Annotated in this window: 18 protein-coding genes; 11 read left to right on the top strand and 7 right to left on the bottom strand. The window is 70.5% G+C overall.

Going from position 1 to position 17,953, the window contains the following annotated elements; all coding sequences use genetic code 11:
* Nucleotides 1-62: 62 nt before the first annotated feature.
* The 3 genes from OG490_RS08820 to OG490_RS08810 are packed head-to-tail and all read left to right on the top strand — an operon-like array spanning nt 63 to nt 2,737.
* On the top strand, nt 63-947 hold the full coding sequence (locus tag OG490_RS08820; RefSeq protein WP_330295719.1) for a sterol desaturase family protein: 885 nt from the start codon (nt 63-65) through the stop codon (nt 945-947).
* Nucleotides 944-1,657 carry a lysoplasmalogenase gene (locus tag OG490_RS08815; protein WP_443065771.1) on the top strand — a complete coding sequence of 238 codons (714 nt, stop codon included), beginning with the start codon at nt 944-946 and terminating at the stop codon, nt 1,655-1,657. Before OG490_RS08820 ends, OG490_RS08815 begins: the two co-directional genes overlap by 4 nt.
* A gap of 36 nt (nt 1,658-1,693) precedes the next feature.
* Nucleotides 1,694-2,737: a zinc-dependent alcohol dehydrogenase family protein gene (locus tag OG490_RS08810; RefSeq protein WP_330295718.1), complete on the top strand. Its 1,044-nt coding sequence runs from the start codon at nt 1,694-1,696 to the stop codon at nt 2,735-2,737.
* Between the two features lie 83 nt (nt 2,738-2,820).
* Here the strand turns inward: OG490_RS08810 and OG490_RS08805 are convergent, their stop codons facing one another.
* Nucleotides 2,821-4,365 carry a S8 family serine peptidase gene (locus OG490_RS08805; protein WP_330295717.1) on the bottom strand — a complete coding sequence of 515 codons (1,545 nt, stop codon included), beginning with the start codon at nt 4,363-4,365 and terminating at the stop codon, nt 2,821-2,823.
* A 256-nt stretch (nt 4,366-4,621) separates the two neighbouring features.
* Here OG490_RS08805 and OG490_RS08800 point away from each other — a divergent pair, with 256 nt between their 5' ends.
* From OG490_RS08800 to moaA, 3 genes are all read left to right on the top strand, one after another.
* A complete protein-coding gene (locus tag OG490_RS08800) occupies nt 4,622-4,987 on the top strand; it encodes a DUF485 domain-containing protein (protein WP_330295716.1) in 366 nt (121 codons plus the stop codon).
* An 11-nt stretch (nt 4,988-4,998) separates the two neighbouring features.
* Nucleotides 4,999-6,639, top strand: coding sequence for a solute symporter family protein (locus tag OG490_RS08795; RefSeq protein ID WP_330300843.1), 1,641 nt, complete (start codon nt 4,999-5,001; stop codon nt 6,637-6,639).
* A 195-nt stretch (nt 6,640-6,834) separates the two neighbouring features.
* A complete protein-coding gene (moaA, locus tag OG490_RS08790; RefSeq protein ID WP_330295715.1) occupies nt 6,835-7,824 on the top strand; it encodes a GTP 3',8-cyclase MoaA in 990 nt (329 codons plus the stop codon).
* 52 nt (nt 7,825-7,876) lie between these two features.
* Here the strand turns inward: moaA and OG490_RS08785 are convergent, their stop codons facing one another.
* Both OG490_RS08785 and OG490_RS08780 read right to left on the bottom strand, forming a co-directional pair.
* Nucleotides 7,877-8,140 carry a hypothetical protein gene (locus OG490_RS08785; RefSeq protein WP_330295714.1) on the bottom strand — a complete coding sequence of 88 codons (264 nt, stop codon included), beginning with the start codon at nt 8,138-8,140 and terminating at the stop codon, nt 7,877-7,879.
* Between the two features lie 136 nt (nt 8,141-8,276).
* Nucleotides 8,277-8,609 (bottom strand): DUF3099 domain-containing protein, encoded by a 333-nt coding sequence (locus OG490_RS08780; protein WP_330295713.1) that lies wholly within the window; start codon nt 8,607-8,609, stop codon nt 8,277-8,279.
* Between the two features lie 179 nt (nt 8,610-8,788).
* Between OG490_RS08780 and OG490_RS08775 the strand changes: the two genes are divergently transcribed.
* Entirely contained in the window at nt 8,789-9,067 is a 279-nt protein-coding gene (locus OG490_RS08775; protein WP_330295712.1) for a GlsB/YeaQ/YmgE family stress response membrane protein, read from the top strand.
* A 121-nt stretch (nt 9,068-9,188) separates the two neighbouring features.
* On the opposite strand, the gene tyrS is transcribed toward OG490_RS08775, so the two are convergent.
* The 3 genes from tyrS to OG490_RS08760 all read right to left on the bottom strand — a co-directional run bounded on the left by tyrS (nt 9,189) and on the right by OG490_RS08760 (nt 13,467).
* Nucleotides 9,189-10,454: a tyrosine--tRNA ligase gene (gene tyrS / locus OG490_RS08770; protein WP_330295711.1), complete on the bottom strand. Its 1,266-nt coding sequence runs from the start codon at nt 10,452-10,454 to the stop codon at nt 9,189-9,191.
* Between the two features lie 92 nt (nt 10,455-10,546).
* A complete protein-coding gene (locus tag OG490_RS08765) occupies nt 10,547-11,944 on the bottom strand; it encodes a metallopeptidase TldD-related protein (RefSeq protein ID WP_330295710.1) in 1,398 nt (465 codons plus the stop codon).
* Nucleotides 11,944-13,467, bottom strand: a complete 1,524-nt coding sequence (locus OG490_RS08760; RefSeq protein ID WP_330295709.1) for a TldD/PmbA family protein — start codon at nt 13,465-13,467, stop codon at nt 11,944-11,946. The genes OG490_RS08765 and OG490_RS08760 overlap by 1 nt, the downstream gene beginning before the upstream one ends.
* A 184-nt stretch (nt 13,468-13,651) precedes the next feature.
* On the opposite strand from OG490_RS08760, the gene fabG reads away from it, so the two are divergent.
* From fabG to OG490_RS08745, 3 genes are all read left to right on the top strand, one after another.
* A complete protein-coding gene (gene fabG / locus OG490_RS08755) occupies nt 13,652-14,371 on the top strand; it encodes a 3-oxoacyl-[acyl-carrier-protein] reductase (RefSeq protein ID WP_330295708.1) in 720 nt (239 codons plus the stop codon).
* 5 nt (nt 14,372-14,376) lie between these two features.
* Nucleotides 14,377-15,147 carry an enoyl-ACP reductase FabI gene (fabI, locus tag OG490_RS08750; protein ID WP_330295707.1) on the top strand — a complete coding sequence of 257 codons (771 nt, stop codon included), beginning with the start codon at nt 14,377-14,379 and terminating at the stop codon, nt 15,145-15,147.
* Nucleotides 15,148-15,407: 260 nt separating this feature from the next.
* Entirely contained in the window at nt 15,408-15,854 is a 447-nt protein-coding gene (locus tag OG490_RS08745) for a hypothetical protein (protein WP_330295706.1), read from the top strand.
* Here OG490_RS08745 and OG490_RS08740 read toward each other — a convergent pair.
* Complete coding sequence (locus OG490_RS08740; RefSeq protein WP_330295705.1) at nt 15,835-16,530, bottom strand: FadR/GntR family transcriptional regulator; 696 nt, start codon at nt 16,528-16,530, stop codon at nt 15,835-15,837. The genes OG490_RS08745 and OG490_RS08740 overlap by 20 nt on opposite strands.
* Nucleotides 16,531-16,608: 78 nt before the next feature.
* Here OG490_RS08740 and OG490_RS08735 point away from each other — a divergent pair, with 78 nt between their 5' ends.
* On the top strand, nt 16,609-17,952 hold the full coding sequence (locus OG490_RS08735) for a CynX/NimT family MFS transporter (protein ID WP_330295704.1): 1,344 nt from the start codon (nt 16,609-16,611) through the stop codon (nt 17,950-17,952).
* Nucleotide 17,953 lies beyond the last annotated feature (1 nt).

Here is a 17,953-nt window from a genome sequence, read left to right as displayed (position 1 = left end):
GATGGATACCGATCGGTAACAACCTCTAGCCGAGTCCCCGAACCCGCCTCTATGGTGCGGACATGCCGAACCTGCCCGATGTCGTGCTGTGGTCCATACCCGCCTTCGTACTGCTCACCGTCATCGAGCTCGTGAGCTACCGCATCCATCCCGACGAGGACGCCGCCGGGTACGAGACCAAGGACGCCGTCACCAGCCTCGGCATGGGAATCGGCAGCCTGGTCTTCGACTTCCTCTGGAAGATCCCGATCCTCGCGATCTACACGGCGGTCTACGAGCTCACCCCGCTGCGGGTCCCCGTCCTGTGGTGGACCGTCCCGCTCATGCTGCTCGCCCAGGACTTCTTCTACTACTGGCAGCACCGCGGCCACCACGTCATCCGGATCCTGTGGGCCTGCCACGTCGTCCACCACAGCAGCCGCAAGTTCAACCTCACCACCGCCCTGCGCCAGCCCTGGACCAGCGCCACCTCCTGGCCGTTCTACCTGCCGATGATCGCGCTGGGCGTGCACCCGGCCGCCATCGCGTTCTGCTACTCGGTCAACCTCGTCTACCAGTTCTGGATCCACACCGAGCGCATCGACAAGCTGCCCCGACCCGTCGAGTTCCTCTTCAACTCGCCCTCCCACCACCGCGTCCACCACGCCTCCCAGGGCGGCTACCTGGACCGGAACTTCGGCGGGATCCTGATCGTCTGGGACCGGATGTTCGGCTCCTGGGTCGGGGAGACCGACAAGCCCGTCTTCGGCCTCACCAAGAACATCAGCACCTACAACCCGCTGCGGGTCGCCACCCACGAGTACGCCTCCATCGCCCGCGACCTCAAGGCCGCCCGGAGCTGGCGCGAGCGCGCCGGACGCGTCTTCGGCGGCCCCGGCTGGCAGCCCTCCGACGCCGCAGCCGCCGCAGCCGCCGCCCCCGCGAAGGCCTCGGAGCACGCCGCGTGAGCGCCACCGAGTCCCGTACGCCGTCCTGGGCGCGCCCCGTCGTGACGCCGGGCGCCGGGCCCGCCGCCCGGCTCCTGCTCGGCGCCTTCGCGGCCGCCACCGCCCTCGACCTCGGATCGCTCCTCGCCGGCTGGCACCCGGGGCACGTCGTCGCCAAGCCGCTGCTGATGCCGCTGCTCGTGGCCTACGTGGCCCGGGCCGCCCGGGACACCGGCCGCCCCGCCCCGAGGCTGCTGATCGCGGCCCTGCTGTGCGGCTGGGGCGGAGACCTGGCCCTGCTCTTCGACGCCGACCCGGCCTTCCTGATCGGCATGGGCTCCTTCGCCGCCGGGCACGTCTGCTACCTCGTCCTCTTCGGCCGCCGCCGGTCCCACCCCGCGCTCGGGGCCGCGTACGCCGGCGCGCTGCTCTCCACCGTCACGCTGCTCTGGAGCGACCTGCCGGCCGATCTGCGGATCCCCGTCGCCGGGTACAGCCTGCTGCTCACCGCCATGGCGTTGCGCTCCAGCGCCCTCGGGTGGCGGGCGGGGCTCGGCGGGGCGCTGTTCCTGCTCTCCGACACGCTCATCGCCACCGGGGTCGCCCACTGGCCGCAGCCGCCCCGGGCGGACTTCTGGATCATGGCCACCTACGTGGCGGCCCAGTACCTGCTGGCCACGGGAGCGCTCGCTCCCGAGCGGGCGTACGGTAGAGAAGTCCTACAGGACTGAACTATCTCCATCCCCTAGCCGGAGGATTGCATCACCATGCGCGCCACCGTCATCCACGCCCCGCACGACATCCGCGTGGAGGAGGTGCCCGACGCTGCGATCCAGCGCCCCGAGGACGCCGTCGTCCGCGTGCTGCGTTCCTGCATCTGCGGCAGCGACCTGTGGGCCTACCGCGGCGAGGCCAAGCGCCAGCCCGGTCAGCGCATCGGCCACGAGTTCCTCGGCGTCGTGGAGGCGACCGGCACGGCCGTCTCCGGCCTGCGCGCCGGCGACCTGGTCGTCGCCCCCTTCATGTGGTCCGACGGCACCTGCGACTACTGCTCCGAGGGCCTGTACACCTCCTGCGTGCACGGCGGCTTCTGGGGCTCGGTCGGCCACGACGGCGGCCAGGGCGAGGCCGTCCGCGTCCCGCACGCCGACGGCACCCTGGTGAAGCTGCCCGCCGAGGCCGTCTCCGACGACCACCTGCTGACCGGCCTGCTGGCGCTGTCCGACGTCATGGGCACCGGCCACCACGCCGCGCTGGGCGCGGGCGTCCGCAAGGGCTCCACGGTCGCCGTCGTCGGCGACGGCGCCGTCGGCCTGTGCGGGGTCCTCGCCGCCAAGCGCCTGGGTGCCGAGCGGATCATCGCACTGGGCCGCCACACGGCCCGTACGGACATCGCCAAGCTCTTCGGGGCCACCGACGTCGTCGCCGAGCGCGGCGAGGCCGCCGAGGCGGCCGTGCGCGAGCTCACCGGCGGCCAGGGCGCCCACTCCGTCATCGAGGCGGTCGGCACGGAGCAGTCCATGCGCACCGCCGTGAAGATCACCCGCGACGGCGGGGCCATCGGCTACGTCGGCGTCCCGCACGGCAGCGGCACCGGCCTCGACCTCGGTGTCATGTTCGACCGCAACATCACCCTGCGCGGCGGCGTCGCGCCGGTCCGGGCGTACATCCCGGAGCTGCTGGCGGACGTGCTCAGCGGCGCGATCGACCCGGCGCCGGTCTTCGACCGGGCCGTCTCCCTGGACGAGGTCCCGGACGGCTACCGCGCCATGGACGACCGCAGCGCGCTGAAGGTCCTCATCAAGGGCTGACGCCGGAACGCGGCAAGGGCCGGACGGGATGCTCCCCGCCCGGCCCTTGCGCGTATCAGCCGCTTGTTTGACCTATCGGCCGGTTACTTGACGGCCTTCAGCGCGTCGACCACGCCGTAGCCGTAGTAGCCCGTCTGGCCCCACGCACTCTTGCAGGTGGTGGCGTCGATCAGGGTGCCCGCGCTGTTGTATATCTGCGTCGGGCAGTCGGCCTTGGTGGCCTGGGCCTTGAGCATCGCCTGGAGCTGCGCCGGCGTGGCCGACGGGTGGGCGCTCTTGAGCAGCGCCGCGACGCCGGCGACGTGCGGGCCGGCCATCGAGGTGCCCTGCTTGTAGCCGTAGAGGCCGCCCGGGATGGTGGACAGCACACGGCCGTTGGCGTCCGGGGTGGCCGGGATCTGCCACTTGTCGCCGCCGGGGGCGGCGACGTCCACGACTCCGAGGCCGTAGCTGGAGTAGTACGACCGCAGGCCCTTGTCGCCGGTCGCCGACACCGTGACCACACCCGGGAGCTGGGTGGGCAGGTCCAGGCAGACCTTCGGGTCGATGGTGCGCGGCACCGGGGTGGCGTCGTCCGGGCTGGTGTCGTCCGTGAGGGAGTCCGCCGCCAGGTCCTGGTTCGAGTTGCCGGCCGAGGCCACGTGGAGCGTGCCCTTGCGCTCGGAGTACTTGGTGGCCCGGCCGATGGCCTCCACCAGCGCCTTCTGGTCGTCGTCCGTCTTGCAGTTGAAGAGGTACGGGTCGACGTAGTAGCTGTTGTTGGTCACCTCGATCCCCTTCTCGGCGGCGAACATGAAGCCGCAGACGACCGCCTCGGTGTAGAAGAGGCTGGTGCCGGGCTCGCTCACCTTGATCGCGGCGATCTTGACGCCGGGCGCGACACCGCTGATGCCGATGCCGTTGCGAGGGGCCGCGATGGTGCCAGCCACGTGCGTGCCGTGGTCGCTGCCGTCCGCGTACGGGCGCCAGGCGCCCTCGGTGGTGTCCGCGACACCGCCGACGCAGTTGGCCGACTGCTCCTTGGAGAAGTTCGCGGCGAGATCCGGGTGAGTGTCGTCGACACCCGTGTCGATGATGCCCACCGTGACGTCCGGGCTGCCATCGTTGATCTTGTGAGCCTGATCGGCCTTGATCGCCCGGAGGTCCCACTGGTTGGACTCCAGCGGCTCCTGACCCTCCGTTGCCGCCGCTGCCGCCTTGGCGGCGTCCGCCGCGCTCAGCTGCTGCGTCGCGCCCTCGTCGGTGGTCGCCACCGACTGGAGGGGGGCCGTACGAGTGGCGCCGACCGAGGCGAACAGGCCGCGGTTGGCGCGCAGCGTCTTGGCGAACTCCGGGTTCTGGGAGTGCGCGACGATGACGCCGATCTGCTCATAGGCCGTCACCACCGTTCCGCCGGCCCGCTCGACGGCCTTCTTGCCCGCCTGCACCGTGGCATACGTGTTCAGGTTCACCACGTACGACAGCTTGGGGCCGGTGAACTCGGCCTGCGATGCCGTGGCCGCGTCCGCCGTGCTGCCCAGCGGGGCGGCTGAGGCCGCGACCGAGGGCAGGAAGGCGAGCGAGGCGGTGAGCGCCAGGCCGACCGGTACGGCGAGAGCACGCCGGCGGCCGGATCCCAGATGAGCCATGGGTTCTCCAGATCATCTTTGAAAAGCCGTCCGGGCGCGGTCGCGACGGACGGGTTCATGACAGGCGAACCTAGCGTTCTCGTTCCCTTCTGCGCCATTAGTTCGAGGAATCAGTTCACGAAGAAGTAAAGGATGTTGAACCGCCCCGACGCGCCGGCCGTGCCGTTGACAGGGGGGATCAGCGCCACCGTCCCCCCACACGGAGGTTGTTTTGTCCGTCGTCCCCACCGCACCCGCGTCACAAGGAGAGCCCCCCGTGACCACCGAAGCAGCGCCGCCCCCGGGCAGCGCGGGAGCGCCGCCGGCGAGCCCCGCGGCCGCAGAGTTCGTACGCGTCCAGCAGAGCCCGGAGTTCGCCGAACTGCGCCGCGCCCACCGCTCCTTCGCCTTTCCGCTCACCGTGGCGTTCATCGCCTGGTACCTGCTCTACGTCCTGCTCTCGAACTACGCGGGCGGCTTCATGGGGACCAAGCTCTTCGGCAACATCAACGTCGCCCTCGTGCTCGGCCTGGCCCAGTTCGCGACGACCTTCCTGATCGCCTTCCTGTACTCGCGGCACGCCGCCGCCAAGCTCGACCCCAGGGCCTCGGCGATCAAGGCGCAGATGGAGGCCGGAGCGTGAGCGCCCCCCTGCTGGTCTCCGCCGGCACCGCGGCCACGGCCGGCACCACCGTCGCCGCCGGAGCCACCGAGCACCGTCCGCTGATCATCACCCTGTTCGGGCTGTTCGTCGTGGCCACCCTGGTCATCACGATCTGGGCCGGCCGCCAGACCAAGGGCGCCGCCGACTTCTACGCGGGCGGCCGCCAGTTCACCGGTTTCCAGAACGGCCTGGCCATCTCCGGCGACTACATGTCCGCCGCGTCCTTCCTCGGCATCGCGGGAGCCATCGCGCTCTTCGGCTACGACGGCTTCCTCTACTCCATCGGCTTCCTCGTGGCCTGGCTGGTCGCGCTGCTCCTCGTCGCCGAGCCGCTGCGCAACTCCGGCCGCTACACGATGGGCGACGTGCTCGCGTACCGGATGCGCCAGCGCCCCGTACGGACCGCCGCCGGCACCTCCACGATCGTGGTCTCGATCTTCTACCTGCTCGCCCAGATGGCCGGCGCCGGCGTGCTCGTCTCGCTGCTCCTCGGCATCACCAGCGACCTCGGCAAGATCGTGATCGTCTCGCTGGTCGGCGTCCTGATGATCCTCTACGTCACCATCGGCGGGATGAAGGGCACCACCTGGGTCCAGATGATCAAGGCGGTGCTGCTCATCGCGGGCACCCTGCTGATCACCTTCCTGGTGCTGCTCAAGTTCAACTTCAACATCTCCGACCTGCTCGGCAAGGCCGCCGACAACAGCGGTCAGGGCGCGAAGTTCCTGGAGCCGGGCCTGAAGTACGGCAAGGACTCGCTCACCAAGCTCGACTTCATCTCGCTGGGCCTGGCCCTGGTGCTCGGCACCGCCGGCCTGCCGCACATCCTGATCCGGTTCTACACCGTGCCCACGGCCAAGGCCGCCCGCAAGTCCGTCAACTGGGCCATCGGCATCATCGGCGCCTTCTACCTGATGACGATCGTCCTCGGGTTCGGCGCCGCGGCCCTGCTCAAGCGGACCGACATCATCGCCTCCAACAAGGCCGGCACCACCGCGGCCCCGCTCCTCGCCCAGGAGATCGGCGGCGGCGCGGACTCCACCGGAGGCGCGGTCCTGCTCGCCGTGATCTCCGCGGTGGCCTTCGCCACCATCCTCGCGGTCGTCGCGGGCCTGACGCTGGCCTCCTCCTCGTCCTTCGCCCACGACATCTACGTGAACGTGATCCGCAAGGGCAAGGCCACGGAGAAGGAAGAGATGCGGGCGGCCCGCTGGTCCACCGTGGTCATCGGCGCCGTGGCCATCACCCTCGGGGCCATGGCCCGGGACCTCAACGTCGCAGGACTGGTCGCGCTCGCCTTCGCGGTCGCGGCCTCCGCCAACCTGCCGACGATCCTCTACAGCCTCTTCTGGAAGCGCTTCACCACCCAGGGGGCGCTCTGGTCCATCTACGGAGGCCTGGTCACCGCCGTCGGCCTGGTGCTCTTCTCCCCGGTCGTGTCCGGAAAGCCCACCTCGATGTTCAAGGACGCCGACTTCTACTGGTTCCCCCTGGAGAACCCGGGGATCATCTCGATCCCGGTCGGCTTCCTGCTGGGATGGCTGGGAACCCTCCTCTCCAAGGAGCAGGCCGACCCGCAGAAGTTCGCGGAGCTCGAAGTCCGCTCACTGACCGGCACCGGCGCACACTGACACGCTGCACCCGAGCGAATTAGTCCGAACACCCAGCGTGGCCGTGTCGTATTTCCCTACGACGCGGCCACGTCCCGTCTCGTTCCTTTGGGCACCCCTACATGTCACAGCGGTCGCGTAGGCTCATTTATAACGACCGCGCTCTACCCACAGCGGCGTAAACCTCTACAAACCGGACAGGGGAGGGGGCCCACAGTGCTTCTCGACACCTACGGCCGCGTGGCCACGGACCTGCGCGTCTCGCTCACCGACCGGTGCAACCTGCGCTGTACCTACTGCATGCCAGAAGAAGGCCTGCAGTGGCTCGGCAAGTCCGATCTGCTCAGCGACGACGAGATCGTCCGGCTGATCCGCATCGCCGTCACCCAGCTCGGCATCACGGACGTCCGCTTCACCGGCGGCGAGCCGCTGCTGCGCCCCGGCCTCGTCGGGATCGTCGAACAGTGCGCGGCCCTGGAGCCGCGCCCCAAGATGTCGCTGACCACCAACGGCATCGGCCTCAAGCGCACCGCGCAGGCCCTCAAGGCCGCCGGCCTGGACCGGGTGAACGTTTCCCTGGACACCCTGCGGCCCGAGGTCTTCAGGACCCTCACCCGGCGCGACCGCCACAAGGACGTCGTTGAAGGCATGGCGGCCGCCCGCGAGGCCGGCCTCACCCCCGTCAAGGTCAATGCCGTGCTGATGCCCGGACTGAACGAGGACGAGGCCCCCGACCTGCTCGCCTGGGCCGTGGAGAACGAGTACGAGCTCCGCTTCATCGAGCAGATGCCGCTCGACGCCCAGCACGGCTGGAAGCGCGAGGGCATGATCACCGCCGGGGACATCCTGCAGTCCCTGCGCACCCGCTTCACGCTCACCGAGGAAGGCGCAGAGGAGCGCGGCACCGCTCCGGCCGAGCGCTGGATCGTGGACGGCGGCCCGGCCACGGTCGGAGTCATCGCCTCGGTCACCCGCCCGTTCTGCGGCGCCTGCGACCGTACGCGGCTGACCGCCGACGGCCAGATCCGCACCTGCCTCTTCGCCACCGAGGAGTCGGACCTGCGCGCGGCCCTGCGCTCGGGCGCCGCGGACGAGGAGATCGCCCGCCTGTGGAAGGTGGCGATGTGGGGCAAGAAGGCCGGGTCCGGTCTCGACGACCCGTCCTTCCTGCAGCCCGACCGCCCGATGTCGGCGATCGGCGGCTAGTCCGTCCGTCTCTTCCTTTCGGACCACGAGGACCCCGAGGGCTCGGCAGCGGCTACAGCCGCTCCGAGCCTTCTGGCTGTACCCACTCCTCGAGCTTCACCACGTCCTTGAGGAAGCCGCGGACCCCCAGGAACTGGGAGAGGTGCTCGCGGTGCTCCTCGCACGCCAGCCAGGTCTTGCGGCGCTCGGGGGTGTGCAGCTTCGGGTTGTTCCACGCCAGCACCCAGGTGGCCGCGTCACGGCAGCCCTTGGCCGAACAGGTGGGTGCCGGGTCGCCGGATGTGTCGTTTCGCGGTGCGTCGTCGAGGGGAGTCACGGCTCAACCCTAAGACGGAAAGGCGACGCCGAGCAGCCACGGGGGGAGCTGCCCGGCGTCGGTCCGTCGCTCCGACGGGGGATGCGGAGCGCGTAGGCAGTATGTCACGCAGGACCCCGTGCGGTGCACTGGAACTTCATGATTGATCTGAGCTTTTCTTGAGGTTTCCCTCGTCCAGTGCGGGGTGCACAGGGGTCGGGATGAAGTGCGAGGGGAGCGAGGGCGTCGACTCGCGCCCCGCGTTGGCGATGACCACCGCCACGTACGGCAGCAGGGCCCCCGCGACGAGCGTCACGATGGCCACGGGCCGCTGCACGTTCCACAGGACCACCGTGGCGATGACCGACAGGGTCCTGATGGCCATCGAGATCACGTACCGGCGCTGACGCCCCCGCACGTCTTCGGCGAGGCTCATCCGAGCCCCCGTGATCCGGAAGACCTCGGCCTTGTTCCGCTTCGACCGCTCCACAACCCACCACCCGATCAACCGCCGAACACTCCCCGGCCCGGACCCTCCCACGGTACGCCCGCCCCTTACGGCCGGGGGAGAGGGGGTATCCCCCGAATGGGGCTGTCCGAAATGCGCCGTACGCCGGACGGGTCGAGACTGGGCCCACATGCGCACGACGCGCCAGGAGGAGGCTCGACATGGGTTGGTTGTGGGCGATCATCGTCGGTTTTGTGCTGGGCCTGATAGCCCGGGCGATCCTGCCGGGCAAGCAGCACCAGCCGCTCTGGCTGACCACCGTCTTCGGCATCATCGGCGCCGTGCTCGGCAACGCGGTGGCCTCGTGGATCGGTGTGCACGACACCAAGGGCGTCGACTGGATCCGGCACTTGCTGCAGCTTGCCGGAGCCGTCGCGGTCGTCGGCCTCGGCGACATGGTCTACAGCATGGTCCGGGGCAACAAGCGCCAGATGACCTAGTGCGGTGACCTCGGTCCGCCGCCCGGCGGACCATGACGGAGGGGCCGGCCGGACAGTGCGTCCGAACCGGCCCCTCCGCCGTGCGCGGCGGGCAGGGCCCGCCGTCGTGCTCTCGTACCGGCTAGCCGGTCACCTCGACCGCGGCCAGGTTCTTCTTGCCGCGGCGCAGCACCAGCCAGCGCCCGTGCAGCAGGTCCTCCTTGGCCGGGACTGCGTCCTCGGCGGTGACCTTCACGTTGTTCACGTAGGCCCCGCCCTCCTTCACGGTCCGGCGGCCGGCCGACTTGCTGGCGACCAGCCCGGTCTCCGCGAGGAGGTCCACGACCAGGCCCGGCTCGGTGATCCTGGCGTGCGGCAGCTCGGACAGGGCCGCGGTCAGCGTGGCCTCGTCCAGCTCCGTCAGGTCGCCCTGGCCGAACAGCGCCTTGGACGCCGCGATCACGGCGGAGCACTGGTCCGCGCCGTGCACCAGCGTGGTCAGCTCCTCCGCGAGCGCCCGCTGGGCGGCGCGCGCCTGCGGCCGCTCGACGGTCTGCGCCTCCAGCGCCTCCAGCTCCTCACGGGTCTGGAAGGACAGGATCCGCATGTAGGTGGAGATGTCCCGGTCGTCCACGTTCAGCCAGAACTGGTAGAACGCGTACGGGGTGGTCATCTCCGGGTCCAGCCAGACGGCCCCGCTCTCGGACTTGCCGAACTTGGTGCCGTCCGCCTTGACCATCAGCGGGGTCGCCATCGCGTGGACGTGCGCGCCCGGCTCCACCTTGTGGATCAGGTCGAGCCCGGCCGTCAGGTTGCCCCACTGGTCGGAGCCGCCCTGCTGCAGGGTGCAGCCGTAGCGCCGGTACAGCTCCAGGAAGTCCATGCCCTGGAGGAGCTGGTAGCTGAACTCGGTGTAGCTGATGCCCTGGTCGGACTCCAGCCGCTTGGCGACCGAGTCCTTCGTCAGCATCTTGTTGACCCGGAAGTGCTTGCCGATGTCCCGCAGGAACTCGATGGCGGACATGCCCGCCGTCCAGTCCAGGTTGTTCACCATCAGCGCCGCGTTCTCGCCCTCGAAGGACAGGTACGGCTCGATCTGCGAACGCAGCCGGTTCACCCACTCCGAGATGACGGCGGGATCGTTCAGGGTGCGCTCGGCGGTCGGGCGCGGGTCGCCGATCTGGCCCGTGGCCCCGCCCACCAGCGCCAGCGGCCGGTGTCCGGCCTGCTGGAGGCGGCGCACGGTGAGCACCTGCACCAGGTGTCCCACGTGCAGGGAGGCCGCGGTCGGGTCGAAACCGCAATAGAAGGTGACGGGACCGTCCGCGAAGGCCTTGCGCAGGGCTTCTTCGTCAGTGGACAGCGAGAAGAGCCCGCGCCACTTCAGTTCGTCGACGATGTCCGTCACGGTTCTGGGTCTCCTTGAAAGATGAAACAGAATGTTGAGGCTTCCCCGCCAGCATAGGCGGGGAAGGCCCGCACGTCAGACGCCTTTCGGGATCAAACTCCCTTGCTGACCGAACTCATGTTGAAGTCCGGGATCCGCAGGGCCGGCATCGCCGTCCTGGTGAACCAGTCGTTCCACTCCCGCGGCAGGGTCTTCTCGGTCCGGCCGGCCTCCGAGGCCCGCGAGAGCAGGTCCACGGGGGACTCGTTGAAACGGAAGTTGTTGACCTCGCCGACCACCCGGCCGTCCTCCACCAGGTAGACGCCGTCCCGGGTCAGGCCCGTGAGCAGCAGCGTCGCCGGGTCCACCTCGCGGATGTACCAGAGGCAGGTCAGCAGCAGCCCGCGCTCGGTCTCGGCGACCATCTCCTCCAGGGACTTGTCGCCGCCCCCGTCCAGGATCAGGTTTCCGAACGACGGGGACACCGGCAGGTCGGTCAGGCCCGCGCTGTGGCGGGTCGTGGTCAGCCGGGCCAGCTCGCCGTTCCTGATCCATTCGGTCGCCGGGATCGGCAGGCCGTTGTCGAAGACGGAGGCGTCGTCGCCGGAGCTGTGCGCGATCACGAAGGGCGCCGACTCCAGGCCCGGCGCGTTCGGGTCGGAGCGCAGGGTCAGCGGCAGCTCGGTCAGCCGCTCGCCGAGCCGGGTGCCGCCGCCGGGCTTGGAGAAGACCGTCCGGCCCTCCACCGCGTCCCGGGCCGCCGCCGACCACATCTGGTAGATCAGCAGGTCGGCCACCGCGGTCGGGGGCAGCAGCGTCTCGTACCGCCCGGCGGGCAGGTCGATCTTCCGCTCCGCCCAGCCGAGCCGTACCGCCAGCTCCGCGTCCAGCACGGTCGGGTCCACGTCCTTGAAGTCCCGCGTCGCGCGGCCGGCCCAGGCCGAGCGCTGGCGGTCCGGGGACTTCGCGTTGAGCTCCAGGGTGCCGTTGGGCTGGTCGTGGCGCAGGCGCAGCCCCGTAGAGGTGCCCACGTAGGTGGAGACCAGCTCGTGGTTGGCGAAGCCGTACAGCTCCCGGCCGCCCGCGCGGGCGCGGGCGAAGGCCTCGCCGAGGGCCGGGGCGAAGGCGTCGAAGACGGAGGAGGAGGTCTCGCCCGGGGCGTCGGTGAAGTCCGGCGAGGACGGGGTCCCCGTGATCAGCGGCTGGGCGTCCTCGGCGGCGGCCGCGTCGCGCGCGGCGGCCTCGGCGGCCCGGACCAGCGGCTCCAGGTCCCCGGCGGTGACGGCGGAGCGCGAGACGACCCCCGAGGCCGTGCCCTCCTTGCCGTCGACGGTGGCGATGACGGTCAGGTTCCGGCCGCGCGTGACCCCGTTGGTCGTCAGGGCGTTGCCCGCCCAGCGCAGGTTGGCCGACGACTGCTCGTCGGCGATGACCACACAGCCGTCGGCGGTGGAGAGCTCCAGCGCCCGCTCGACGATCTCGTGGGGCTTGGTCGTTCGGTTCGTCGCCATCAGCGTCCGGCCTCCTGCGTGGTGTTCAAGATGTTCACGTCGCGGAACAGCGCGGACGGGCAGCCGTGCGAGACGGCCGCCACCTGGCCCGGCTGGGCCTTGCCGCAGTTGAAGGCGCCGCCCAGCACATAGGTCTGCGGACCGCCGACCTTCTCCATCGAGCCCCAGAACTCGGTGGTCGTGGCCTGGTACGCGACATCGCGCAGCTGTCCGGCCAGCTTGCCGTTCTCGATGCGGAAGAAGCGCTGCCCGGTGAACTGGAAGTTGTAGCGCTGCATGTCGATCGACCAGGAGCGGTCGCCGACCACGTAGATACCGCGCTCCACCCCGCCGATCAGGTCCTCGGTCGAGAGCCCGCCCGGATCCGGCTGGAGCGAGACGTTCGCCATCCGCTGCACCGGAACGTGCCCGGGGGAGTCGGCGAAGGCGCAGCCGTTGGAGCGCCCGAGGCCGGTGAGCTTCGCGATCCGCCGGTCCAGCTGGTAGCCGGCCAGGGTGCCGTCCTTGACCAGGTCCCAGCTCTGCGCCTCGACGCCCTCGTCGTCGTACCCGATCGTGGCCAGCCCGTGCTCGGCGGTCCGGTCGCCCGTCACGTTCATCAGGGGGGAGCCGTAGGTGAGCTTGCCCAGCTGGTCGAAGGTGGCGAAGGAGGTGCCCGCGTACGCCGCCTCGTAGCCCAGTGCCCGGTCCAGCTCGGTGGCGTGGCCGATGGACTCGTGGATGGTGAGCCACAGGTTGGACGGGTCCACGACCAGGTCGTAGCGCCCGGCCTCGACGCTCGGCGCCCGCATCTTCTCGGCGAGCAGCCCGGGGATCTGCTCCAGCTCCGCGTTCCAGTCCCAGCCGGTGCCGGTCAGGTACTCCCAGCCGCGCCCGGCGGGCGGGGCGATGGTGCGCATGGAGTCGAACTCGCCGCTGTCGGCGTTCACCGCGACGGCGGTGAACTGCGGGTGGATCCGGACCCGCTGCTGCGTGGTGGAGGTACCCGCGGTGTCGGCGTAGAACTTGTTCTCGTGGACCGCGAGGAGCGAGGCGTCCACGTGGGCCACCCCGTCGGCCGCGAGCAGCCGGGAGCTGAAGTCGGCGAGCAGCGCCGCCTTCTCCGCGTCCGGCACCACGAAGGGGTTCACGTCGTAGGCGGAGATCCAGGTCTTGTCCGCGTGCACGGGCTCCTCGGCGAGCTCGACCCGCTCGTCGGAGCCGGCGGCCTTGATCACCTTGGCGGACAGCTTGGCCATGGCCACGGCCTGCGAGGCCACCTTGGCGGCCCCGTCCATGGTCAGGTCCACGCCGGAGGCGAACCCCCAGCTGCCTCCGTGCACCACGCGGACCGCGTAGCCGAGGTCGGTGGTGTCGGAGCCGCCGGAGGGCTTGGCGTCCCGCAGTCGCCAGGAGGCGCTTCGGATCCGCTCCAGGCGGAAGTCGGCATGGTCGGCGCCCAGCGCGCGGGCCCTGGCGAGCGCCGCGTCGGCGAGCGCCCGCAAGGGCAGCGCGGTGAAGGCCGCGTCGATGGAATGGGGCACGGAGGTCCTCCCGGGGTCGGGGCAGCTGGCACGATCATGTCGCGCGGCGGCTTGCCGTGCCTACATCTTTCTGTAGGGACTCGACAGAGCGCGTACCAAGGCCCTGTGGGAGCCCGATTCTCCGTATGGGGTACCTGACCTATAGGTTTTTGGTATTCAGACCGCTAGTCGAAAGGGTGATCCGTTGAGCCGCTCGGTTCTCGTCACCGGAGGAAACCGGGGCATCGGCCTCGCCATCGCCCGAGCCTTCGCGGAGGCCGGAGACAAGGTCGCGATCACGTACCGGTCGGGCGAGCCGCCGGCGGAGCTCACCGCTCTGGGCGTGCTGGCGGTCCGCTGCGACATCACCGACTCCGACCAGGTCGACCAGGCGTACAAGGAGATCGAGGACGCCCACGGCAACGTGGAGGTCCTGGTCGCCAACGCGGGCATCACCAAGGACACGCTGCTGATGCGCATGTCCGAGGAGGACTTCTCCTCGGTCGTGGACACCAACCTGACCGGCACCTTCCGTGTGGTCAAGCGCGCGAACCGCGGGATGCTGCGCGCCAAGAAGGGCCGCGTCGTCCTGATCTCCTCGGTGGTCGGACTGCTCGGCTCGGCCGGCCAGGCTAACTACGCCGCCTCCAAGGCCGCGCTGGTGGGCTTCGCCCGTTCCCTCGCCCGCGAGCTGGGCTCCCGCAACATCACCTTCAACGTCGTCGCCCCGGGCTTCGTGGACACCGACATGACGAAGGTGCTCACCGACGAGCAGCGTGCGGGCATCGTCGGTCAGGTGCCCCTGGGCCGGTACGCGCAGCCCGAGGAGATCGCGGCTGCCGTGAGCTTCCTGGCGTCCGACAACGCCGCGTACATCACTGGAGCCGTCATTCCCGTTGACGGCGGATTGGGCATGGGTCACTGATCACCATGAGCGGAATTCTCGACGGCAAGCGCATCCTCATCACCGGGGTGCTGATGGAGTCGTCCATCGCCTTCCACACCGCCCGGCTGGCCCAGGAGCAGGGCGCCGAGGTCATCCTCACCGCGTTCCCGCGGCCGACGCTGACCGAGCGCATCGCACGCAAGCTGCCCAAGCCCGCCAAGGTGATCGAGCTCGACGTCACCAACGACGAGCACCTGGCCCGGCTGGCGGACCTGGTCCGCGCGGAGCTCGGCGGCCTCGACGGCGTCGTCCACTCCATCGGCTTCGCCCCTCAGGACGCCCTCGGCGGCAACTTCCTGAACACCCCGTTCGAGTCGGTCGCCACGGCCATGCACGTCTCGGCGTTCTCGCTGAAGTCGCTGACCATGGCGTGCAAGCCGCTGTTCCCGGCGGAGGGTGCGTCCGTCGTCGGCCTCACCTTCGACGCGCAGTACGCCTGGCCGCAGTACGACTGGATGGGCCCGGCCAAGGCCGCGCTCGAGGCCACCAGCCGCTACCTCGCCCGTGACCTGGGCAAGGAGAACATCCGCTGCAACCTGATCTCGGCCGGTCCGATCGGCTCGATGGCCGCGAAGTCCATCCCGGGCTTCTCGGACCTGGCGGACGTCTGGAACCACCGCTCCCCGATGGAGTGGGACATGGCTGACCCGGAGCCGACGGGCAAGGGCGTCGTCGCCCTGCTGTCGGACTGGTTCCCGAAGACCACGGGCGAGATCGTCCACGTGGACGGCGGCCTGCACGCGATGGGTGCCTGATCCCACGACCCGTTCCATCCGTACGGCGGCGGCCGCGGCTCCCTTTCCGGGAGGCGCGGCCGTCGCCGTTTTCGGCTGTGGGGGCTGTGGGCGGCTGGGGCCCCGTAGGCGTCGTGGTGGTGTGCCGGCAGCGTTCCCGCGGGCGGTTCGATCAGATTTTCGGCGGCTGATCAGATCTTCCCGAGTCGAAAATCGGGACATTTGCCTGCAAACTGGCCCCGTCGGGATCTTCCCGGCTCCTGTGGGGAGGAGGTACGGGAGTGCGTGCGAGGCGGAGCCGAGCGGTATCGCTGCTGGTCACCTCGATGGTCCTGACCGCATTCCTGGTCCCGGGGGCCGTTGCCCGGTCGGAGGACACCGATCCGGCGCCCGGCCCCGAGACGGTGGCCCCCGCCGCCGGGGACCGCGCCGTGGTGGACCTGGCCCAGATCCCCGCCGAACCCCCCGTACAGCCCGCTCCGCCCGCCGCCAAGGAGCTCTTCGGCGCCGACTGCGACACCGAGATCGTCGGCTCGCAGGTGGTCGCGAACTGCCACAACGGCTATCCCGACACCGATGTGGTCCGCCTGCACGTGGAGTGCGACCGCTGGTGGGACGTGGACGGCGACGGCGCGGCCGTCGCCGTCGGTCCGGCCGGCCGGGCCGAGCTCACCGGCCGCTGCTGGAAGGAAGTCCGCTCCGCCTGGGTCAGCCACCGTCGGCAGTGACTCGCGCCTCCCTGCCCAGGCAGATGAACGGATAACCGGCCGCCTCCGAGGCGGCCGTGTCCCCGTCCCCGCGCCGGATCGCCTCGATCAGGCGCCCGTGGTCCATTTGCGAGGCGGGATCGAGGTCCTTGCCCACGTCGGCGCGCAGCCAGTCGGCCACCAGGTCGCCGAGGTCCGCGTACAGCTCGATGAGCACGTCGTTGTGCGAGGCCGCCACCACCGCCATGTGCAGGGCCACGTCCGCCGCGACGAACACCTCCGCGTCCCCGCCCGACCACGCCTCCTCGCGCCGCGCGAGCAGCGCGTCCAGCTGTACGAGGTCCCGTGCGGTCCGCCGCTCCGCCGCGAGGCGGGCCGCGGAGGACTCCAGCGTCGAACGCAGCTCCGCGATGTGGCGCGGGTCGGCCCCGGCGAAGCGGCGGTGCATCACCCCGGCCAGCTCGCTGGTGGCCAGGACGTAGGTACCCGAGCCCTGGCGGATGTCGAGGAGGCCGTTGTGCGCGAGGGCCCTGACGGCCTCCCGCACGGTGTTGCGGGCGACCCCCATCAGCTCCACGAGCTCGGGCTCGGTGGGGATGCGGGAGCCGACGGGCCATTCGCCGGTGGTGATCTGGTTCCTGAGCTGGGCGATCACCTGGTCGACGAGCGCGGATCGCCGGGGCGAGGTCAGCGGCATGCGGTCGGGGGTCCTTTCCGGACACGGAAGAACAAACAGACTGGACAACCAATCATCCCATGATTCTATGATGGTTCAATGTCCGACGAAGAAATCCAGACCCTGAACCGGCCCACGGCCGCGCGCACGCACTCACCGCACCCCTCCTCCTCCGCCGCCACGCGTGCCGCGTCCGCCCTCCACGCCGCCCCGCAGCCGGCGTGGCTCGGACCCGTGCTCCTCGTCGGCATCGTGCTGGCCGCCCTCAACCTGCGGCCCGCCATCACCAGCCTCGGCGCCCTCTTCGAAGAGACCCGCACGGGCCTCGGCATGAGCGGCACCGTCGCCGGCCTCATCACCTCCGTACCCGCGCTCTGCTTCGCCGTCTTCGGCGTCACCGCCCCCCGGCTCTCCCGCCGCTTCGGCCCCGCCGCCGTCGTCTGCGCCGGCATGGCCGCCGTCGCCGCGGGCCTGCTGATCCGGCCCCTCGCGAGCAACGCCGCCGGGTTCCTCGCCGCCAGCGCCCTGACCCTGGCCGGCATAGCCCTGACCAACGTGCTCCTGCCGGTGATCGTCAAGCGCTGGTTCCCGGACCGGGTCGCCACCATGACCGGCCTCTACTCCATGGCCCTGGCCGCCGGCACCTCGCTCGCCGCGGCCGCGACCGTCCCCATGACCGAAGCCCTCGGCGGCAGCTGGCGCACCGGCCTGATGATGTGGGGCTTCCTCGCCCTGGCGGCCGTACTGCCCTGGCTGGCCATCGCCGCCGCGGCCCGCAAGGAGAAGGCGGCGGCCGCAGCCGACCCCGCCCGCCCCAACGGCCCCTCCGGCCGCGCCGGAGCCGACACCGGGCCGCGCGTCGTGCGCAGCCGCACCGCCTGGGCCCTCGCCTGCTACTTCGGACTCCAGGCCACCGGCGCGTACATCACCATGGGCTGGCTCCCGCAGATCTTCCGCGACGCCGGAGTCTCCGCCTCCACCGCCGGAATCCTGCTCGCCGTCACCATGGTCATGGGCGTCCCGCTCGCCTTCGTCATCCCCGGCCTGGCCGGCCGGATGAAGAACCAGGGCCCCATCGCCGCCGTCCTCGGCCTCTTCGGCCTCGTCGGCTACCTCGGGCTCTACTTCGCCCCCGTCGCCGGAGCGTGGGCCTGGGCCCTGCTGCTCGGCGTCTCCAACTGCGCCTTCCCGCTCGTCATCACCCTGATCGGGCTGCGCGCCAAGTCCCCGGCCGGGGTGGTCAAGCTCTCCGCCTTCGCACAGAGCACCGGATACCTCATCTCCATCCCCGGACCGCTCCTCGTCGGCGCCCTCTATCAGCACAGCGGCGGCTGGGACCTTCCCCTGGCCGTCATGGCCGCACTGCTCGTCCCGCAGATCGCGCTCGGCCTGCTGGCGGGCCGGGACCGCACGATCGAGGACGAATGCGGCATGCGAGACTGAA

The sequence above is a fragment of the Streptomyces sp. NBC_00503 genome (assembly GCF_036346895.1).
Taxonomy (GTDB): Bacteria; Actinomycetota; Actinomycetes; order Streptomycetales; family Streptomycetaceae; genus Streptomyces.
This window is presented reverse-complemented; position numbering and strand designations above follow the sequence as displayed.

Excerpts from the sequence above, each read along its gene's own strand:
- OG490_RS08775 (WP_330295712.1), top strand. The coding sequence starts at position 8,789 with ATGGGTTGGTTGTGGGCGATCATCGTCGGTTTTGTGCTGGGCCTGATA.
- OG490_RS08820 (WP_330295719.1), top strand. The coding sequence starts at position 63 with ATGCCGAACCTGCCCGATGTCGTGCTGTGGTCCATACCCGCCTTCGTA.
- OG490_RS08735 (WP_330295704.1), top strand. The coding sequence starts at position 16,609 with ATGTCCGACGAAGAAATCCAGACCCTGAACCGGCCCACGGCCGCGCGC.
- fabI (WP_330295707.1), top strand. The coding sequence starts at position 14,377 with ATGAGCGGAATTCTCGACGGCAAGCGCATCCTCATCACCGGGGTGCTG.
- OG490_RS08805 (WP_330295717.1), bottom strand. The coding sequence starts at position 4,365 with ATGGCTCATCTGGGATCCGGCCGCCGGCGTGCTCTCGCCGTACCGGTC.
- OG490_RS08765 (WP_330295710.1), bottom strand. The coding sequence starts at position 11,944 with ATGGCGACGAACCGAACGACCAAGCCCCACGAGATCGTCGAGCGGGCG.
- OG490_RS08740 (WP_330295705.1), bottom strand. The coding sequence starts at position 16,530 with ATGCCGCTGACCTCGCCCCGGCGATCCGCGCTCGTCGACCAGGTGATC.
- OG490_RS08810 (WP_330295718.1), top strand. The coding sequence starts at position 1,694 with ATGCGCGCCACCGTCATCCACGCCCCGCACGACATCCGCGTGGAGGAG.